The sequence below is a fragment of the Phenylobacterium sp. FG114 genome (genome assembly GCF_057809855.1).
In genome coordinates this window covers 101,373-117,385 of the sequence record NZ_JBMDKU010000004.1, presented here as the reverse complement: position 1 = coordinate 117,385, position 16,013 = coordinate 101,373, and the positions used below count along the sequence as shown (strand labels likewise).

Annotated in this window: 15 protein-coding genes and 1 tRNA gene; 9 read left to right on the top strand and 7 right to left on the bottom strand. The window is 69.6% G+C overall.

The window, feature by feature from the left end; genetic code table 11:
- Window positions 1-82: 82 nt before the first annotated feature.
- Complete coding sequence (locus ACODSY_RS08100) at window positions 83-1,495, bottom strand: cytochrome P450 (RefSeq protein WP_488951209.1); 1,413 nt, start codon at window positions 1,493-1,495, stop codon at window positions 83-85.
- A 107-nt stretch (window positions 1,496-1,602) separates the two neighbouring features.
- On the opposite strand from ACODSY_RS08100, the gene ACODSY_RS08095 reads away from it, so the two are divergent.
- The 3 genes from ACODSY_RS08095 (at window position 1,603) to ACODSY_RS08085 (ending at window position 3,670) form a co-directional block, all read left to right on the top strand.
- Window positions 1,603-2,538 carry a LysR substrate-binding domain-containing protein gene (locus tag ACODSY_RS08095; protein WP_488951208.1) on the top strand — a complete coding sequence of 312 codons (936 nt, stop codon included), beginning with the start codon at window positions 1,603-1,605 and terminating at the stop codon, window positions 2,536-2,538.
- Between the two features lie 114 nt (window positions 2,539-2,652).
- Window positions 2,653-2,729: transfer RNA gene (locus ACODSY_RS08090), tRNA-Asp, on the top strand.
- Between the two features lie 242 nt (window positions 2,730-2,971).
- Window positions 2,972-3,670, top strand: coding sequence for a response regulator transcription factor (locus tag ACODSY_RS08085; RefSeq protein WP_488951207.1), 699 nt, complete (start codon window positions 2,972-2,974; stop codon window positions 3,668-3,670).
- A 62-nt stretch (window positions 3,671-3,732) separates the two neighbouring features.
- On the opposite strand, the gene ACODSY_RS08080 is transcribed toward ACODSY_RS08085, so the two are convergent.
- Complete coding sequence (locus ACODSY_RS08080) at window positions 3,733-5,895, bottom strand: penicillin acylase family protein (protein WP_488951206.1); 2,163 nt, start codon at window positions 5,893-5,895, stop codon at window positions 3,733-3,735.
- Window positions 5,896-6,042: 147 nt separating this feature from the next.
- On the opposite strand from ACODSY_RS08080, the gene ACODSY_RS08075 reads away from it, so the two are divergent.
- The gene (locus tag ACODSY_RS08075; protein WP_068875381.1) at window positions 6,043-6,243 is read left to right on the top strand and encodes a hypothetical protein; all 201 of its coding nucleotides are present in this window, start codon (window positions 6,043-6,045) and stop codon (window positions 6,241-6,243) included.
- Between the two features lie 15 nt (window positions 6,244-6,258).
- Here the strand turns inward: ACODSY_RS08075 and ACODSY_RS08070 are convergent, their stop codons facing one another.
- The 4 genes from ACODSY_RS08070 to ACODSY_RS08055 form a co-directional block, all read right to left on the bottom strand.
- Window positions 6,259-6,690, bottom strand: coding sequence for a potassium channel family protein (locus ACODSY_RS08070; RefSeq protein ID WP_488951205.1), 432 nt, complete (start codon window positions 6,688-6,690; stop codon window positions 6,259-6,261).
- Window positions 6,691-6,707: 17 nt separating this feature from the next.
- Window positions 6,708-7,142 carry an ATP-binding protein gene (locus ACODSY_RS08065; RefSeq protein ID WP_488951204.1) on the bottom strand — a complete coding sequence of 145 codons (435 nt, stop codon included), beginning with the start codon at window positions 7,140-7,142 and terminating at the stop codon, window positions 6,708-6,710.
- 139 nt (window positions 7,143-7,281) lie between these two features.
- Window positions 7,282-8,064: an MliC family protein gene (locus tag ACODSY_RS08060; RefSeq protein ID WP_488951203.1), complete on the bottom strand. Its 783-nt coding sequence runs from the start codon at window positions 8,062-8,064 to the stop codon at window positions 7,282-7,284.
- 257 nt (window positions 8,065-8,321) lie between these two features.
- Complete coding sequence (locus ACODSY_RS08055; RefSeq protein WP_488951202.1) at window positions 8,322-8,507, bottom strand: hypothetical protein; 186 nt, start codon at window positions 8,505-8,507, stop codon at window positions 8,322-8,324.
- A gap of 110 nt (window positions 8,508-8,617) precedes the next feature.
- Here ACODSY_RS08055 and ACODSY_RS08050 point away from each other — a divergent pair, with 110 nt between their 5' ends.
- The 5 genes from ACODSY_RS08050 to ACODSY_RS08030 all read left to right on the top strand — a co-directional run bounded on the left by ACODSY_RS08050 (window position 8,618) and on the right by ACODSY_RS08030 (window position 14,799).
- Window positions 8,618-11,935 (top strand): amidohydrolase family protein, encoded by a 3,318-nt coding sequence (locus ACODSY_RS08050; protein WP_488951201.1) that lies wholly within the window; start codon window positions 8,618-8,620, stop codon window positions 11,933-11,935.
- A complete protein-coding gene (locus tag ACODSY_RS08045) occupies window positions 11,932-12,342 on the top strand; it encodes a hypothetical protein (RefSeq protein WP_488951200.1) in 411 nt (136 codons plus the stop codon). Before ACODSY_RS08050 ends, ACODSY_RS08045 begins: the two co-directional genes overlap by 4 nt.
- A gap of 17 nt (window positions 12,343-12,359) precedes the next feature.
- Window positions 12,360-12,938, top strand: coding sequence for a TetR/AcrR family transcriptional regulator (locus ACODSY_RS08040; RefSeq protein WP_488951199.1), 579 nt, complete (start codon window positions 12,360-12,362; stop codon window positions 12,936-12,938).
- Between the two features lie 83 nt (window positions 12,939-13,021).
- Window positions 13,022-13,807: a glutathione S-transferase family protein gene (locus ACODSY_RS08035; protein ID WP_488951198.1), complete on the top strand. Its 786-nt coding sequence runs from the start codon at window positions 13,022-13,024 to the stop codon at window positions 13,805-13,807.
- An 11-nt stretch (window positions 13,808-13,818) separates the two neighbouring features.
- Window positions 13,819-14,799: an NADP-dependent oxidoreductase gene (locus ACODSY_RS08030; protein ID WP_488951197.1), complete on the top strand. Its 981-nt coding sequence runs from the start codon at window positions 13,819-13,821 to the stop codon at window positions 14,797-14,799.
- Window positions 14,800-14,989: 190 nt separating this feature from the next.
- Here ACODSY_RS08030 and ACODSY_RS08025 read toward each other — a convergent pair whose 3' ends face one another.
- Window positions 14,990-15,985 carry an ABC transporter substrate-binding protein gene (locus ACODSY_RS08025; RefSeq protein WP_488951196.1) on the bottom strand — a complete coding sequence of 332 codons (996 nt, stop codon included), beginning with the start codon at window positions 15,983-15,985 and terminating at the stop codon, window positions 14,990-14,992.
- Between the last annotated feature and the right edge of the window lie 28 nt (window positions 15,986-16,013).

The window sequence follows — 16,013 nt, the reverse complement described above, 5'->3', positions numbered from 1 at the left end:
CCGATCATCCGGGCGTTTCAAACAGGCCTTGTGCGACGCGAAATGGCGTTCTTCCACTCATCTGCGAATGCGTCGCAATTGCCTAATCCGACCACAGGTCCAGCCGCTCCACGACCAGCGGCAGCCCGCCCTCCGGCCGCAGCGAGAAGTCTCCCTGCGGACGCACCTCGCGGTCGCGCACCGGCGTGAAGCCGTACTCGCACAGCCAGCGCGACAGCACGATCAGCGCCTCGGTCTGGGCGAACCCCATGCCGATGCAGACCCGCGGCCCGGCGCCGAACGGGATGTATTGGTAGCGGTGCATGGCCTGGCGGCCTTCCGGATCGAAGTTCTCCGGATTGAACACGTCCGGCTCGGCCCACAGCGTCCGGTGCCGGTGAACCACCCACGGCCAGACTGAGATCATGTCGCCACGCCGGATCGGCTGTCCGCACAGCTCGTCGTCGGCCACGGCTTGCCGCTCGATCCGATGCACGGGCGGATAGAGCCGCAGCGTCTCGTCCCAGACCATCTTGAGGTAAGGCAGGCGACCGAGGAGCGCGTCGGGATCGCCCCCGGCCGCCGCCCAGGCCGCCCTCGCCTCCTCCCGCGCCCAGGCCTGCGCCTGCGGGTCGCCGCTGAGGAGATAGAGAGCCCAGGCCAGGCCGTTGGCGGTCGTCTCGTGGCCCGCCACGAAGAAGGTCATGGCGTTGTCGATGGTGAGCTGGACCGCCTCCTCGGGCGGATGCTCCTCCAGGAAGGCGGCGTAGAGTCGGGCGATGAAGTCCTCCGGCGCCGCCGCGCCGCCGGTGCGGCCGCGGATGAACGCGGCCATCCGCCGGACCAGCGCGCGACGCGCGCGTCGCGCCTTCCGCTGCCCCGGCCCCACGTCCAGCGCCTCCAGCCCCAGGAGCAGGGCCAGCCGCACTTCGGTGGATCCGGCCATGAAGTCGCGGACATGCGCCGAGGTCTCGTCGAACGACATGCCGCTCTCTCCAGAGAATAGCGCCTGATCGATCACCTCCAGGGTCGTGCGGGTCGCTTCCTCCGCCATGTCGACCACCAGCCCGCCGGTCGACAGCCGCGCGGCGCTCCGCTCGGCCACCTCGGAGAACAGAGGCGTGAAGGCTGACAGCACGTGCGGCGAGAACACGGGCGCCAGCATCCGCCGCTGGGCGCGCCAGCTCTCGTCCTCGGCGTTGAACAGGCTCTCGCCGATCGCCGGCCGCAGCAGGCGCTTCACCAGGTCGGACCGGCGATAGTTCTCGGCATTGTCCACGAAGACCCGCTTGATCCCATCCGGGTCGCTGACCCCGTGGTAGACGAACTGCAGCATCCGGACCTTGCGATAACGCTGCTCGAACGCCGCTCGCGGGATGGCCGCCAGCAGGTTCTTCGCCGCCTTGGGCCCCAGGAGGGTCAGGAGGCCGGGCTCCCGTTCCAGAGGCTCCGGCGCCGAGGGACGGAAGCGTTCGGGCCGGGCGGCCAGAGCGCCGGACAGGCTGAGGTCGGTCATGGCGGCCCTCGTGTGCGACGGACAGGAACATCCTCCCGGTTGCAGGCGCGTCACAAACGATATAACGGCGCTCTTCTTGTGAGCTGAGATCACAGGACTCGAGGCCCGTGGACACGCGCCGCACCCTGCCGCCGCTGACCGCGCTCCGCGCCTTCGAGGCGTTCGCCCGCCGGGGCCGCATGACCCTGGCCGCCGACGAGCTGTGCGTCACCCACGGCGCCGTCAGCCGTCAGATCCGCAGCCTAGAGGAGACCCTTGGCGTAGAGTTGACGGAGGGACCGCGCCACCGCCTCGCCCTCACCGAGGCCGGCCAGCGCCTGGCCGCCGCCCTCTCCTCGGCCTTCGACCAGGTCGAGCACGCCGTCGCCGACCTGAAGAGCGCCGCCCGCGTCGACCTGCACCTGTCCTGCGTCGGCACGCTGGCGATCCGCTGGCTGATTCCGCGCCTCCAGGCGTTCCACGCCCGCCATCCGGCGATCCGCGTCCGCGTCACCGAATCCTACGCGCCGGTCGACTTTGCCCGCGAGCGATTCGACGCGGCGATCCGCGTGGCCGAGACCGCGCCCATCGTCGGCGCCGAGGCGGTCGCCTTCCTGGAGAACTTCCATGGCCCGGTCTTGGCGCCCGGCCTCGTGGGCGACGGCGCCACCGGCATTGAGGGGCTGACGCGCCTGACGACCGGCACGCGCCAGACCGCCTGGGCCGAATGGGAGAGCCACTCGGGCGTCAGCCTGCCGACGCCGCCCGACACCCAGGAATTCGAGCACATCTTCTACACGCTGGAGGCCGCGGCCGCCGGGCTGGGCGTGGGCCTCAGCCCTTGGATCTATGTGGCGGGGGACGTCGCCGCGGGCCGACTGGCCGCGCCGCTGGGCTTCGCGCCGACCCCGTCGCGGTTCTGGTTCCTGACTCCCGCCGGCCCGCCCCGGCCGCATGTGGCGGCGTTCCGCGCCTGGGTCCTCGAGGAGGCCGCCAAGGCCCCGCCGCCGCCTCGGATCGTGCGCCCGTTCGCGGTCGACGCGCAGATGGCAGGCGGCGGCTGACGATCGCGGCGAACGGGTTTTCCACCGCCTGGATCAAATGCCGCGCACTCTTCCGTTGACACGATTCCACCCCGCCCATATGAGAGCCGCCTTCGCATCGGCCGGACGGCCTACGCGGGTGTAGCTCAGTTGGTTAGAGCGCCGGCCTGTCACGCCGGAGGTCGCGGGTTCGAGCCCCGTCACTCGCGCCACGTCCCCTCGGGGCCGGCGAAGAAATCCGCCCAGCATCCATGATCGACCGCGCCGCGCGACAGCGGCATCGCGTGCGCACGCCGACGGCGATCCAGCTCCGTCCAAACCCCTACGGGATTCCCCGTAGGTAATCGGACGAGATTTCGACCGACCCCTCCTGCGTGGTTCAACTTGGTTAACGAAATTGAACGGGACGGCCCGCGGGACAGCGGCCTCCCCCACCAGATTGGGAGATACGGTGATGCAAGTTCTCGTCGTCGAAAGCCAAGCCGCCGCCGCCAAGAGCCTGGAGATTCTGCTGAACGCCGAGGGCCACACGGTCTACGTCACCGACAACGGCGAGGAAGCCTGCGACCTGGCCAAGATCTACGACTATGACGCGGTGTTCCTGGCGACCGACCTCGACGACATGACCGGCGTCCAGGCGCTCCGGGCGCTGCGGGCCCGCAAGATCGCCGCCCCCGTCATCATGCTGGGCGGCGCCCAGGTCGAGGCCCGTGTCGAGGCCCTCGCCGCCGGCGCCGACGACGTGGTGACCAAGCCCTTCCACAAGGCCGAACTGCTGGCCCGCCTGACCGCCGTCGTCCGCCGCTCGCGCGGCCACACGGACTCGGTCCTGCGTACCGGCCCGATCGCGCTCAATCTCGCCACGCGCCAGGCCGAAGTGGCCGGCCAGCCGGTCCACCTGACCCCCAGCGAGTACAAGATCCTCGAGCTCTTCTCGCTGCGGAAGAACCAGGCCCTCTCCAAGGAGCAGTGCCTGAACCACCTCTACAACGGCATGTCCGAGCCCGAGCCCAAGATCATCGACGTCTTCGTCTGCAAGCTGCGCAAGAAAATCGCCGCGGCCACCGGCGGCGACGTCCAGATCGAGACGGTCTGGGGCGGCGGCTACATGCTCCGCGACACCCCGGCCGAGCCGCAGCGCCTCGCCGCCTAAGCCTTCCTGTAGCGCCTCCCCAACGACGCCTCACGGCCGCCCAGCGATGGGCGGCCGTTCTGTCAATCGCCGGGCCGGTAGGTTCGCTCGATGTGGCCCTGCAACTGCTCGGGATAGAAGTAGACTGGCCGCAGGTTCCCTTCGGCATAGCGCTGGGCCTGGTCCAGGAAGTGCTTGCTTTCGGGATGGCCGCTCTCGCCGCCCGCGCTCACCGCCACCGCCCGCACCTTCGGACCGAACTCCACCGCGGCGACGAAGCTGTTGCCGCTGGTCCCGTAGTAGCGCTTCGTTCCCGGGTAGCGCTTCGCCCCGAACGAGGCCAGCGACCCCCATTGCGACGAGGCGAACGGCACGGGGATCGACGGCCCATCGTCCCTGAACTGCTGCACGATGTCGCCGTTCAAGCGCTGGAACCGGTTGATCTCGCCCCACGGCGTCTTCCATGTCCCGAAGTCGGCGACCAGCCGGTCCGACGCCTCGCTCAGCGCCGCCAGCCGGTCGGCGTCGCTGCTCTTCGTGGCCATGTAGTCCCAGACGCTCATCTTCTCGGCCTTGGCGGCCGCAGCCGCCTTGGCCCAAAGCGCTTCGCCCCAGAAGACCGCCAGGGACGTCTCGGTCGAAGCCTTCGACCATCGGCGGTCCCACGCCTTCAGCGCCGCGACCTGCTCGCCCAGCTTCGCCTTCAGCGGATCTCCGGCCGGCGCCGCGTCATAGGCCTTCGCCAGCGTCGGGATCAGCCGGTCGAACGCCGGGAGGAACGGGTCGTAGGCCCGCGACACCAGGCTCTCCAGCGTCATGTCCTTCGCGCCGCTCAGCACCAGGGTCGCATGGTCGGTCCGCGGATTGCGTCCCGTGGCGTCCATGTATCGGGGATAGGCCGCCTGCTTGGGACTCTCCGCGCCCGCGCCCCACCAGGGTCCGTCGTTGACGTTGAACACCCAGCCCTGGCCAGGGCTCACCACCCGCGGCGCTTCGGTCAGCGCATGCAGCCCCTTCCAGTCCGTCGCCGGGTTCGAGCCGTCCACCGCCTGGGTATAGTCGAACCGGTCGTCGCGCCGGGGGATGAACTGCGGATGCAGATAGGCCGTCGCGCCCTTGTCGTCGGCGAACAGGGTGTTGTTCGAGCTGTTGGCCTTGAACGCGTCCGCCACCTTCAGGAACGAGCCCAGGTCGTTCTGCTTGGTCCGCAGGAACGACTGCTGCAGCGCCTCCACCGGCTTGTGCATCATCGCAAACGCGATCCACCGGTCGCCGTCCGCCCGCACGATCGGTCCATGGTGGGTCCGATAGACCGTGAAGCTGCGGCTCTGCATCGCTCCGTCGGCGCCCTTGAACGGCACGACGATGGTCTCGGTCTTCACCGGCCGGGCTTCCTTGCCATAGCGGTACATCAGCGTGCCCGGCGTGCGGATGATCGTCTCGGCGAACTCGTCCACCACGTCGGCGGTGCTGGAGGTGTGCATCCATCCCGCGTGCGCGTTGAAGCCCTGGTAGATGAAGAACTGGCCCCACGTGACCGCCCCATAGGCGTTGAGCCCTTCCTCGCTGGTCATCTGCAGCTCCGAGCGGAAGAAGAACGAGGTGTGTGGATTGATCAGCAGCAGGGCGTGGCCGTCCTTGGTGATCTTCGGGCCGATCGCGAACCCGTTCGATCCGGACGGCTCCCGGAATGCGAGGGGGTCCTCCAGCGCTGCCGACCGGGTCCCGCCATAGAACGCCTCCAGCTCCTTGAGCGAGATCCGCTCGATGTCGCCGCCGATGCTGCCCTCCGTGAACGACAGCGCCATCCAGGGTTCGAACCGCGTGATGACCCTCGGCTTCACCTCCGGGTGCGTCGCCAGGTAGAAGTTCAGCCCGTCGGCCCAGGCGTCCATCAGCGCCTTCAGCCAGCCCGGGCTCTTCGCATAGTCCGCCTTCAGCGCCTCGGGCTGCATATACAGCTTGGCCCGAAGGTCGGCCCAGATCGCGCCGGCCCCCTCCGCCTCGGCCGTCCGGCCCAGGTTGGTGAGGTAGTTTGTCTCCACCCGGTTGAAGTCGTCCTCGGCCTGGGCGTAGGCCATGCCGAACACCGCGTCGGCGTCGGTCTTGCCCTTCACGTGGGCGATGCCCCAGTCGTCGCGCGCGATGCTGATCCGTGCGGCTTGGGCGCGCCAGCCGGCCATCTCGTCGGCCAGCGCCGGCGTGGCCAGCAGGGACAGCACCAGGGCAAACGATCCGACGCGCACGAGCAGGCCTCCCGACTCCGAAGAGGCGCACCTCGCCCGCTCGTCCACAGCTTGTCCAGCCTGCGACGCTCGGCCCCGGCCGGCCACGCTTGGAACTGTCGGAGACTCAAGCTCTTTTCGTCATCGGGGCATACTGGAGTTCACCCGATGACCGACGCCACCTACGTCGCCTTCGTGCCCAACGGCAAGAGCGCCAAGCTGCGTTCCGTCCTGCAGGCCGAGGATACCGGCGCGCTGACCTGGCGCGAACGCAAGGTCATGTTCGGCAGCGAATTCTACTTCTCCGGCCCGCCGAAGCTCGCCCGCGCCACTCACGCCTACGTCAGCCAGTGGGTCGTCGCCCACTGAGGGAGCGCCTGGGCCTCAGGCCTTGCCCTCGGCCCAGCCGTTGCGTTCCAGCTCCGCGAGCCGGCGCACGATCGAGACGAAGAAGGCGGTCGACCAGCCCAGCAGGATGATGCCGTTGACGCCTTCGATGGCCCCGACGATGCGCCAGGCTCGGGAGAGCACGAGGTCCCCGTAGCCGATCGTCGCGTAGGTCGAGGTCGAGAAGTATAGCGCGTCCTCGAAGTCTGGCATCTCGCCCGCGACGGCATAGACGGCCGCGTAGAGCCAGATTTCGACACCGTGCAACGCGAATAGCGCGAAGACCGAGATCAGCACGAGCAGCGCCTGGGTCAACCGCACGTGCGGCATCCGCACCCGCCCGGCATGCGCCTGCAGCAGCGCGATCAGGACCGCCAGACCTGCCAGGTGCAGCAACGCGGTCAGCGCCACCAGCACCGTGGAGACCATCAATTGCGATATCAGGCTCACGCCGGGCAGGTGACCGACACGAGGGCGCCAGCGAACGGCGCCGCGCCCATGCGCGGATAGGCGTGCAACGCCTGCGCCGCCTGGACGATCCGGGCGCGGCCGCCGGAGCCGTACTCCGTGAAGTCGGGCATGCCGATGCCATTGTCCCGGACGGTTAGCGTGAGCCGGCCGCGGTCATGGAACAGGCGGATCCAGACTCGGCCCTCGATATGGTTGGGGAAGGCGTGGCGCAGCGCGTTGTCGACGGCTTCGCGAGCGACCACGCTGAGGTGTTCCACAACATTGGCGGGAAGCCTCAGGGTCGGATCGCAGTCCACCACCAGGTGATGGGGGCCTGCCGGGAAGCGGGCGGCGACAGCATCGAACGCGGGACGGGCAAGGACGAGCTCCTCGCCTTTCGCCGCGGGGGGAGTGTCGGCCATGGTGGTCATGCGAAGCCCTCGTTGTTCCGGAACGCTGGCTCCAACGCCTGAGGGCGGCCTTGATTCAGATCACACCAGCGGCCACCCCGCGAGGCGTCGGCCGAGCCTCGTCGAGCGCTTGACGGAGAATTCCCGATGTGAGGGTTTCCTATCGGCGAGCGGACGCCACCTCGATCCTCTCGATCCGCCATTCTAGCTGCTCGGCCGTGGCGCCGGGCACGTCGTTCACGCGCCGCAGCAGCGCCTTGCTCGAGGCGTGGTATTCGCCGCCCGTGGCATATCGCCCGTACAGCACCACCGGCACCTCCACGAACAACGAGCCGGCCGCGCCCTCCACCCGGCCGGGCGCACCCACCTGGGCGTGCAGGCTCGCGAAGCGCTTCAGGTCCTCCGGCTTCCCGTCGGTCCGCAGCTTCGCCGCCTCCGCGGTCCGGCCGCTCTCCACCAGGGCGTAATAGGTCTCCACAACGGTCGCCGCCGCCTGGGCGCTGCCCGCGGCGGCCGGCCGCTCGTCCAGCGGGGTCCGATCGTCGGGCAGCCCGCCCGGCGTCCCCGGGGGCGGTGGCTGGACCGGCGCGCGCTCGGGCGGCACGCAGCTGACGCCGGGCGCGCTCGCGATCTCCTCGCCGGGCTTCAGCGGCGCGAGCATCCCCTCGTCGCCCTTGGTCCACCACTGCAGGGCGTCGCCCACGTAGCGCGCGCCGCTGCCCGAGCGAGCGATGCGCAGCACGTGCATGCTGCGGTCCAGCTGGATCTGCGCCGTCTCGCCATCCGGATATCGCGCGCTCAGCGTCCGACCATCGGCGCAGACATAGTGGGTCCATGGGGTCGCCTGGACGACCTTCTTGGGCGGCGGCGCCTCCGCGGCAGGCTCGCCGGAACAGGCCGCGAGCACCAGGACCAAGGGGGAGAGGGCAAGGCAAAGCTTCATCATCGCTTCCCTAACGCACGAGAGCCGCAAGCGTCGCCTCCGGGCGGCCGTTTGCTTCGCGGCGCGCCGGTTTGACCTCGATCAAGGCTCAGCTTCGGCAGCCACGCGACCTGGGCGGAAACAACAGGAGCCTGCCCATGCCCACTGAGACCGCCATCATCGTCGGAGGCATCGTCGCCATGTTCGCCATCTTCATGGCGGTGTTGGGCGCGGTCTGGGTCTGGTCCAACCAGAAGCCCCGCTAGCGGGCACCCGCCCTACTTCTTCATCCAGGGCTTCGACTTCGACTGCGAGCGGGCCGCGGCGACGCTTTCGTGCTCCAGCCGTCCGCCGGGCGGGCCGCCCTTCGCCTGGGCGGCCTTCTTCAGGCGCAGGGCCCGCTGGATCGGGGTTTCACCGGCCGGCCCCTCACCTGCCTTGGACTCGTCCTGGGGGTCGGCCATGCTGCAACTCCTCTGTGCTCGTGCAAGCCTAACGCGTCTGCGGCCCCTGTCGCGCAATGTTTGCGCTCCCGGACCGGCTTGCTAGTCATGGCTCCAGCAAAGGGGCCTCTATGAAACTCAAGCTCGCCGCCGTCCTCCTCGCGTCCGTGGCCGTCGCGCCGGCTCTCGCGCAGACGCCGCCCCCGCCCCAGCCGCCGGTAGCGAAGACGCAAGGCCCCGAGAACCAGGCGATCAAGCCCGAATCGGCGCCCGCCCAGCGCCAGGCGACTCCCGCCGCCGCGCCCGCGAAGCCCGCCAAGTGGGACGTCAACAATCCGCCCGGCGCGGTCATCCGCCAGGTCCCGATCAACGTGGACGAGGGCACCTGGATGAACGTCGACGTCAGCCCCGACGGCAGGACAGTCGCCTTCGACCTGCTGGGCGACATCTACCTGATGCCGATCGCCGGCGGCGCGCCCACTCGGATCGCCGAGGGCCTCAGCTGGGACGTCCAGCCGCGCTTCTCGCCCGACGGCAAGCGCATCGCCTTCACCTCCGACCGCGGCGGCGGCGACAACATCTGGGTGATGAACGTCGACGGCAGCGACAAGCGCCAGGTGACCAAGGAGGATTTCCGTCTCCTCAACCAGCCCACCTGGAGCCCGGACGGCCAGTTCATCGCCGCCAAGAAGCACTTCACGACGGGACGTTCGCTCGGCACCGGCGAGGTCTGGCTCTACCACGTCTCCGGCGGCGCTGGCGTGCCGCTGGTCAAGAAGCCTAACGAGCGCCACCAGAAAGAACTGGGCGAGCCCACCTACGCCCCCGACGGCAAGTCGATCCTCTACACCCGCAACATCACGCCCGGGCCGATCTTCGAATACGCCCAGGACTCGAACACCGACCTCTTCAACATCGAGCGCTACGACATTGAAACCGGCGAGGTTTCCACCGTCGCGTCCGGTCCTGGCGGCTCGGTGCGCCCGACGCCTTCGCCGGACGGCAAGAAGATCGCCTTCGTCCGCCGCGAGAACACCCGCTCCAAGCTCTACGTGAAGGACCTGGCCTCGGGCGCCGAGCGCAAGGTCTACGACGCCCTGGACCAGGACGTGCAGGAGACCTGGGCCGTCCAGGGCCTCTACCCCAACATGGACTGGACGCCGGACGGCAAGACCATCGTCTTCTGGGCCGGCGGCAAGCTGCGCCGGGTCGACGCCGATGGCGCCAACGCCGCCGTCATCCCCTTCCGCGTCAACGACACCCGCGCGGTCATCGACGGGCTGCATCCCAAGGTTCCGGTGTCGCCCGACAGGTTCCAGACCAAGATGACCCGCTTCGCCGCCGTCTCGCCCGACGGCCGGCAGGTGGTGTTCGAGAGCCTGGGCAAGCTCTGGGTGAAGCCCATGGCCGGCGGCGAGCCCCGTCGGCTCACCAAGGGCGACGAGGCGGGCTTCGAGCTGTTCCCCGCCTGGTCGCGCGACGGCAAGACCATCGCCTTCGTGGCTTGGACCGACGCCGGCCTCGGCCGCGTCCGCACCGTGGGCGCCGCCGGCGGCGCGGCCCGCGACGTCACGCGTGAGCCCGGCCACTACGCCCGCCCGGCCTTCTCGCCGGACGGCCGCACCATCGTCTTCGAGAAGACCCAGTCGAACGGCCTGACCTCCGGCGCCGGCGGCGAGAACCCCGGCGTCTACCGCGTGCCTACCGCCGGCGGCGCTCCGGTCCGGATCGTCAAGGACGCCGGCGCGCCGCAGTTCGGCGCCTCCAACGACCGGGTCTTCGTCACCGCCTCGGCCAACGGCAAGCAGCAGCTTGTCTCCCTCGACCTGTCGGGCGAGGCCCGACGTGTCCACGCCGAAGGCGAACTGGTCACCGACTACGCCGTCTCGCCGGACGGCCGCGTCTTCGCCTTCCGCCAGAACTACGAAGCCCTGGTCATGCCGCTCATGCCCGGCGGCCAGGACGTGCCGGTCGACCTCAAGGGCGGCCCCATGCCGGTCACCCGCGTCTCGTACGGCGGCGCGGAATGGATCCATTGGACCAACGGCGGCGCCGAGCTGCACTGGTCCATGGGCCCGACCGTCTACACGGCCCGGACCGACGCCTTCTTCCGCAACGCCCCCGCCGCCGAGGGCGCGGCGAAGTTCGAGCCGCCCAGGACCGGCGTCTCGCTCTCCACCGAGGTCGCCGCCGACCGCCCGCGCGGCGTGGTCGCCTTCACCGGCGCCCGCGTGGTCACCATGGCCAAGGCCGACGGCGGCATCATCGACGACGGCGTCGTGGTGGTCCGCGATCATCGCATCGTCGCCGTGGGCAAGCGCGGCGAAGTCCAGGTCCCGGCCGAGGCCAAGGTGGTCGATGTCGCCGGCAAGACCATCATCCCAGGCCTCGTCGACGCCCACGCCCACGGGCCGCAGGGCGAGGACGAGCTGGTGCCGCAGCAGAACTGGTCGCTGATGGTCAACCTGGCGCTGGGCACGACCACCATCCACGACCCGTCCAACCGCGCCGCCGAGATCTATGCTGCATCGGAGCTGCAGCGCGCCGGCAAGATCGTGGGCCCGCACATCTTCTCCACCGGCGAGGTGGTCTACGGCGCGAAAGCTGCGCGCAACTACGCCCAGATCGACAGCTACGACGACGCCCTGGCCCACGCCCGGCGGCTCAAGGCCGAGGGCGCCTACTCGATCAAGAACTACAACCAGCCCCGCCGCGAGCAGCGGCAGCAGCTCATCCAGGCCTCGCGCGACGAGGGCATGCAGGTGGTGGCCGAGGGCGGCGCCCTGTTCGGCCAGGACATCAACATCATCGCCGACGGCAACTCGACGCTGGAGCACAACATCCCGCAGCTCGCCCTCTACGAGGACGTGCTGAGCTACTTCGGCCAGTCGAAGACCAACTACACGCCGACCCTGGTGGTCACCTTCGGCGGCCTGGCGGGCGACCCCTACTGGCGCAGCCACACCGACGTGTTCAACCAGCCGATCCTGAAGGCGTTCATCCCGCCCGCGCAGCTCGCCGCGGACAATGCCCGCCGCGCCATCGCGCCCGAGGACAACTACGTCGACGACGACAGCGCCCGCGAGGCCCACAAGCTGGCCAAGCGCGGCGTGCTGGTCTCGATCGGCGCCCACGGCCAGCAGGCCGGCATCGGCCCGCACTGGGAGCTGTGGTCGTTCGTCCGCGGCGGCATGAGCCCCATCGAGGCGCTGGCGGCCGGCACCATCGTCCCCGCGAAGTCTCTGGGCATGGACGCCGACATCGGCAGCCTCGAGCCCGGCAAGCTGGCCGACCTGGTCATCCTCGACGCCGACCCCACGGCCGACATTCGCAACTCAGAGAAGGTCTCGCGGGTCATGGTGGGCGGGCGCCTCTACGATGTGCTCACCCTGAACGAGGTCGTCACGGGCGACCGCAAGCGGGCCCCCTGGTGGTGGGAGAAGAAATGAGCCCAAACCCTAAGCAAGAAGGGCCCGAAAGCGAAGGCGGCTTCGACACCGACGACTGGCAGCGCCTGACGCCCTTCGCCGGCCGCGTCGCCACGCTCGACGACGTCCAGGCCCGCAAGGCGATCTTCGCCCTCAGCGACACCCACAACGGCAGGCCCATCGCCATGGATCTGCCCCAGCCGGTGATCTGGTGGGCCGACGACGGCGAGCAGGCCGCCGTCGCCGTCCAGGCCGAGGCCCACGACAGCGACGAAGGCGAGACCATGGAGGTCCTGGGCCTCATCCTGCCCGACGGCGACGGCGCGGTGGCCCTCCTGGAGGACGTCGACCTCGTCGACGACACCGACCCCACCTGGCGCAAGCTGGTCGAGGACGCCATCGGCGACGAAACGGGGGACGAGGACTGACCTCCCCGGCCCCGCCCATGAAGCAGACGCGCCTCAAGGGGCCGGAACGGCGCGACCGGTTCCTGGACGCCGCCGCCGCCATCGTGATCGAGCAGGGTGTCTCGGCGGTCACCATGGACGGCGTCGCCGCCCGCAGCGGCGTCAACAAGGCGCTTGGCTACCGCTTTTTCAGCGACCGCGACGATCTGCTGACCGCCCTCTTCGACCGCGAGGTTGCTCGGCACGAGAGCCGCGTCGAGCACGAGATCTCCCGCGACGCCGGCTTCGAGGCCTGGATCCGCTACGGCCTGCGCCACTGGTTCCGGCGGATGGACGAGAGCGGCGAGCTCTTCCTGCGGCTCACCAGCGACAACGGCCCGCTCGCCGACAAGGCCACCGCGCGCCGCCAGGCCGACGTGGCCGCCTGGGCCCAGGGCCTGCAGCGCAGCTTCGGCATCGCCCCTCGCCCGGCCGAGCACCTGGCGGCCTTCCTCGTCGCCGGAACCGCCGGCGCCATCGCGGTGCGCAACGGCCAGGACGACGACGACGTGATCGAGACCATCACCGTCTCCGTCCTCGCCGCCGCCGAAGCCCTCAAGGCGCGACAAAGCCGCTGACCCCGGCCTTGCGGCGCACCTCTTGTAACGCTAGCGTGACTTAATAGGCGCGCGGATCGATGCGCCATCGGGGGAGAAACAGCATGACGATGAAGCTCGGCCGGCGCGGGTCGCTGGCGGTCCTCGCAGGCCTCGCGGTCGGAGCCACGGCCCAGGCCGCGCCGCGGAAGGGCGCGCCGCTCCCGTCCATCACCATCTACCACCTGGAAGGCCGGCGCTCCGAACGCATCGTCTGGCTGATGGAAGAGCTGGGCCTGCCCTACAAGCTGGAGTTCAATCGCGGCGACCTCATGGGCTCGATGGCCGCGATCCGCGCCATCAACCCGATCGTGCCTATGGCCCCGACGGTCATGTACGGCGACCAGGTGCTGGTCGAATCCGGCGCCATCATGGACCTGATCGTCACCCGCCACGCCCCCGGCAAGCTGCGGCCCGCCGACGACAGCCGCGACTTCCCGAACCACCTGATCTTCATGCACTACGCCGAAGGCTCGCTGGCCGCGCGGCTGTTCTCCGACTATCGCGCCTGGCGCGCGGCGCCACCCAAGGCGCGCTCGCCCCTCGTGGACTCCGAGGCCTGCGTCCAGTTCGCCGAAGACCACCTCTCCAAGCATCCCTGGTTCGGCGGGGCCGACTTCTCCACCGCCGACATCATGATGCTGTTCCCGCTGAACGTGGCGACCACGCTCAACCTCGTGGACGCGGCCCAGTTTCCCAAGGTCGCCGCCTGGAAGGCCAAGGTCGAGGCTCGGCCCGCCTACCAGCGCATGCTGGCCAAGGCGCGCCCGGATGGCATGATCGGCAACCTGCCCGCCCTGCCCCAGCACGCCCCCGCGGGCCCGCGCCCCTCCATGATCCCGCCCCGCTAGGAAGCCTCCCCATGCCCCAGAGCCGCCAGATCCAGCTTGTCCGCCGCCCCCAGGGTGTCCCCGTCGCCGACGATTTCGCCGTCGTCCCGGTCGATGCGCCCGACGCCGGCCAGGGCGAGATCCAGCTCGAGACCCTGCTCCTGTCGGTCGATCCCTACATGCGGCCGCGCCTCGACGCCGACCAGCCGCTGGGCGCGCCGCTGCTGGGCGGCGGCATCGCCCGCGTGGCCCAGTCGCGTCACGAGGGCTTCAAGGAGGGCGACATCGTCCGCCACATGGCCGGCATGCGCGAACGCTTCGTCTCCGACGGCCGCGGCGTCACCCGCCTCAACCCCGACCCGGCCCTGCCGCTGAGCGTCTACATGCACGCCCTCGGCGGCACTGGGCTCACGGCCTACGGCGGCTTGCTCGAGGTCGGCGCGCTCAAGGACGGCGAACAGGTCTTCGTGTCCACCGCGGGCGGCGCGGTGGGCTCGGTCGTCGCCCAGATCGCCAAGCTCAAGGGCTGTTACGTGGTCGGCACGACCGGCTCGGACGACAAGGCCGCCTGGCTGCGCGACGTGGCCGGCCTCGACGCGGTCATCAACTACAAGACGGGCCCGCTGGCGCCCGCGCTCAAGGCCGCCACGCCCAAGGGCATCGACGTCTATTTCGAGAACGTCGGCGGCGCCCATCTCGACGCGGCCCTGGCCCGCATGAACGTCCGCGGCCGCATCCCCGTCTGCGGCATGATCTCCACCTACAACGGCGACCGCGAGGGCGTCCGCAACCTGTCGAACATGATCTACAACCGCATCCGCATGGAGGGCTTCGTCGCCAGCGACTTCGGCCACCTGCGCCAGCAGTTCGAGGCCGACATGACCGCCTGGCTCAAGGCCGGCCAGGTCAAGTACCAGGAGACCATCCTCGACGGCTTCGAACGCGCCCCCGAGGGCCTCATCGGCCTCTTTGAAGGTCGCAACGCCGGCAAGATGCTGATCCGGGCGGGGTAGGCCGAGGTGCTGCCGGCGTGCGGGTCACCTCCACGCCGGAAGCGGACGACTGGCAGCGTCAAAGCTCGCGGACGATCCGGCTCGTCGCACGATCACCGCACCTGCAGCGCCGTCTCTCATGCCGCGCTTGTGGCCAGCAAGGCTTGGAGGCTGACGCCGAGCACGTGAGCGCCTGCCGAGCCCCACATAGTCACTTCACCGCCCGACGCGCCTCATCGTAGATGCTGGCGTCGATCAAGCGGGCGAGCTGTGCGCGCGTGCGCGGAGCGCGACCATCCTGCGCAGCCAGCCACGCCTCCTCCTCGACGAACTTGTCCAACATGTTGGGGGTGACTTCGCAGGCAAACCTGTAGTGCCACGATTGGGTCATCAGATCCGCCGAGTAGGCATTCAGCGGCCCGATCAGGCTTCGGGCGTGGCTCGGATCCGTCGAGATTGCTCGGCAGGCTTGGAGCAGGTTCTTGACGTAGGCCACGATCGCCGCCCGCTTTTGCGGATTGTTCAGCGCGGCTTGCGTGGTGTGGAGCGAATAGAGCTCGCGGTACCCCTGGGGCGGGGCGATCAGCACGGCGTCGTCCCCGAGCGTTCGCAGCGCTCGCTCCGAATGCGGCTCCCAGGTCGAGATGGCGTCGATGGACCCCGCGATCAGGGCGTCCTCCGAAGCCTGCGGTGACAGAGTGACGATCGTGACGTCCTTCTCCGTCAGGTTGGCGCGCTGGAGCGCCTTGTGGAGGTAGAAGGCCGCGGATGTGCCGGGATATGTGCCGATCCTCTTGCCCTTGAGATCCGCCTCGGTGGCGATGCCCCTGGAGCGCCGCGCGACGATCCGATAGAGGCCCTCGGTCACCGTGAGCAGATAGCGGCCGTCCGGATGCGCGACCGTTACGCGCAGCAGTTGGGTCTCCGCGTTGCCGGCGAGATCGGCGAGCTTGGTGCTCGGCGGGGCTGACTTCGCGCCGGGGGAGACCGCCACGGTCAGGCTGGCCAGCTCCAGGTCCCAGAGGTTCGCGACGCCGCCAAGCGCGATCTCGACCTGCCCGCCTGACGCTTCCGAAGCGAGCACAAGAGGGGCGATTTCCATCACCTTGATATTGCCGACCACGCGCAGCGGCTCGGCCCAGACCGCTGTCGGAAGGACGACCAGCGCGGCGACCGCGGAGATGAGCTTCCCCCATCTTCTTCTCATTGCGTCCATCCTCCCGATTGTTCGAGCC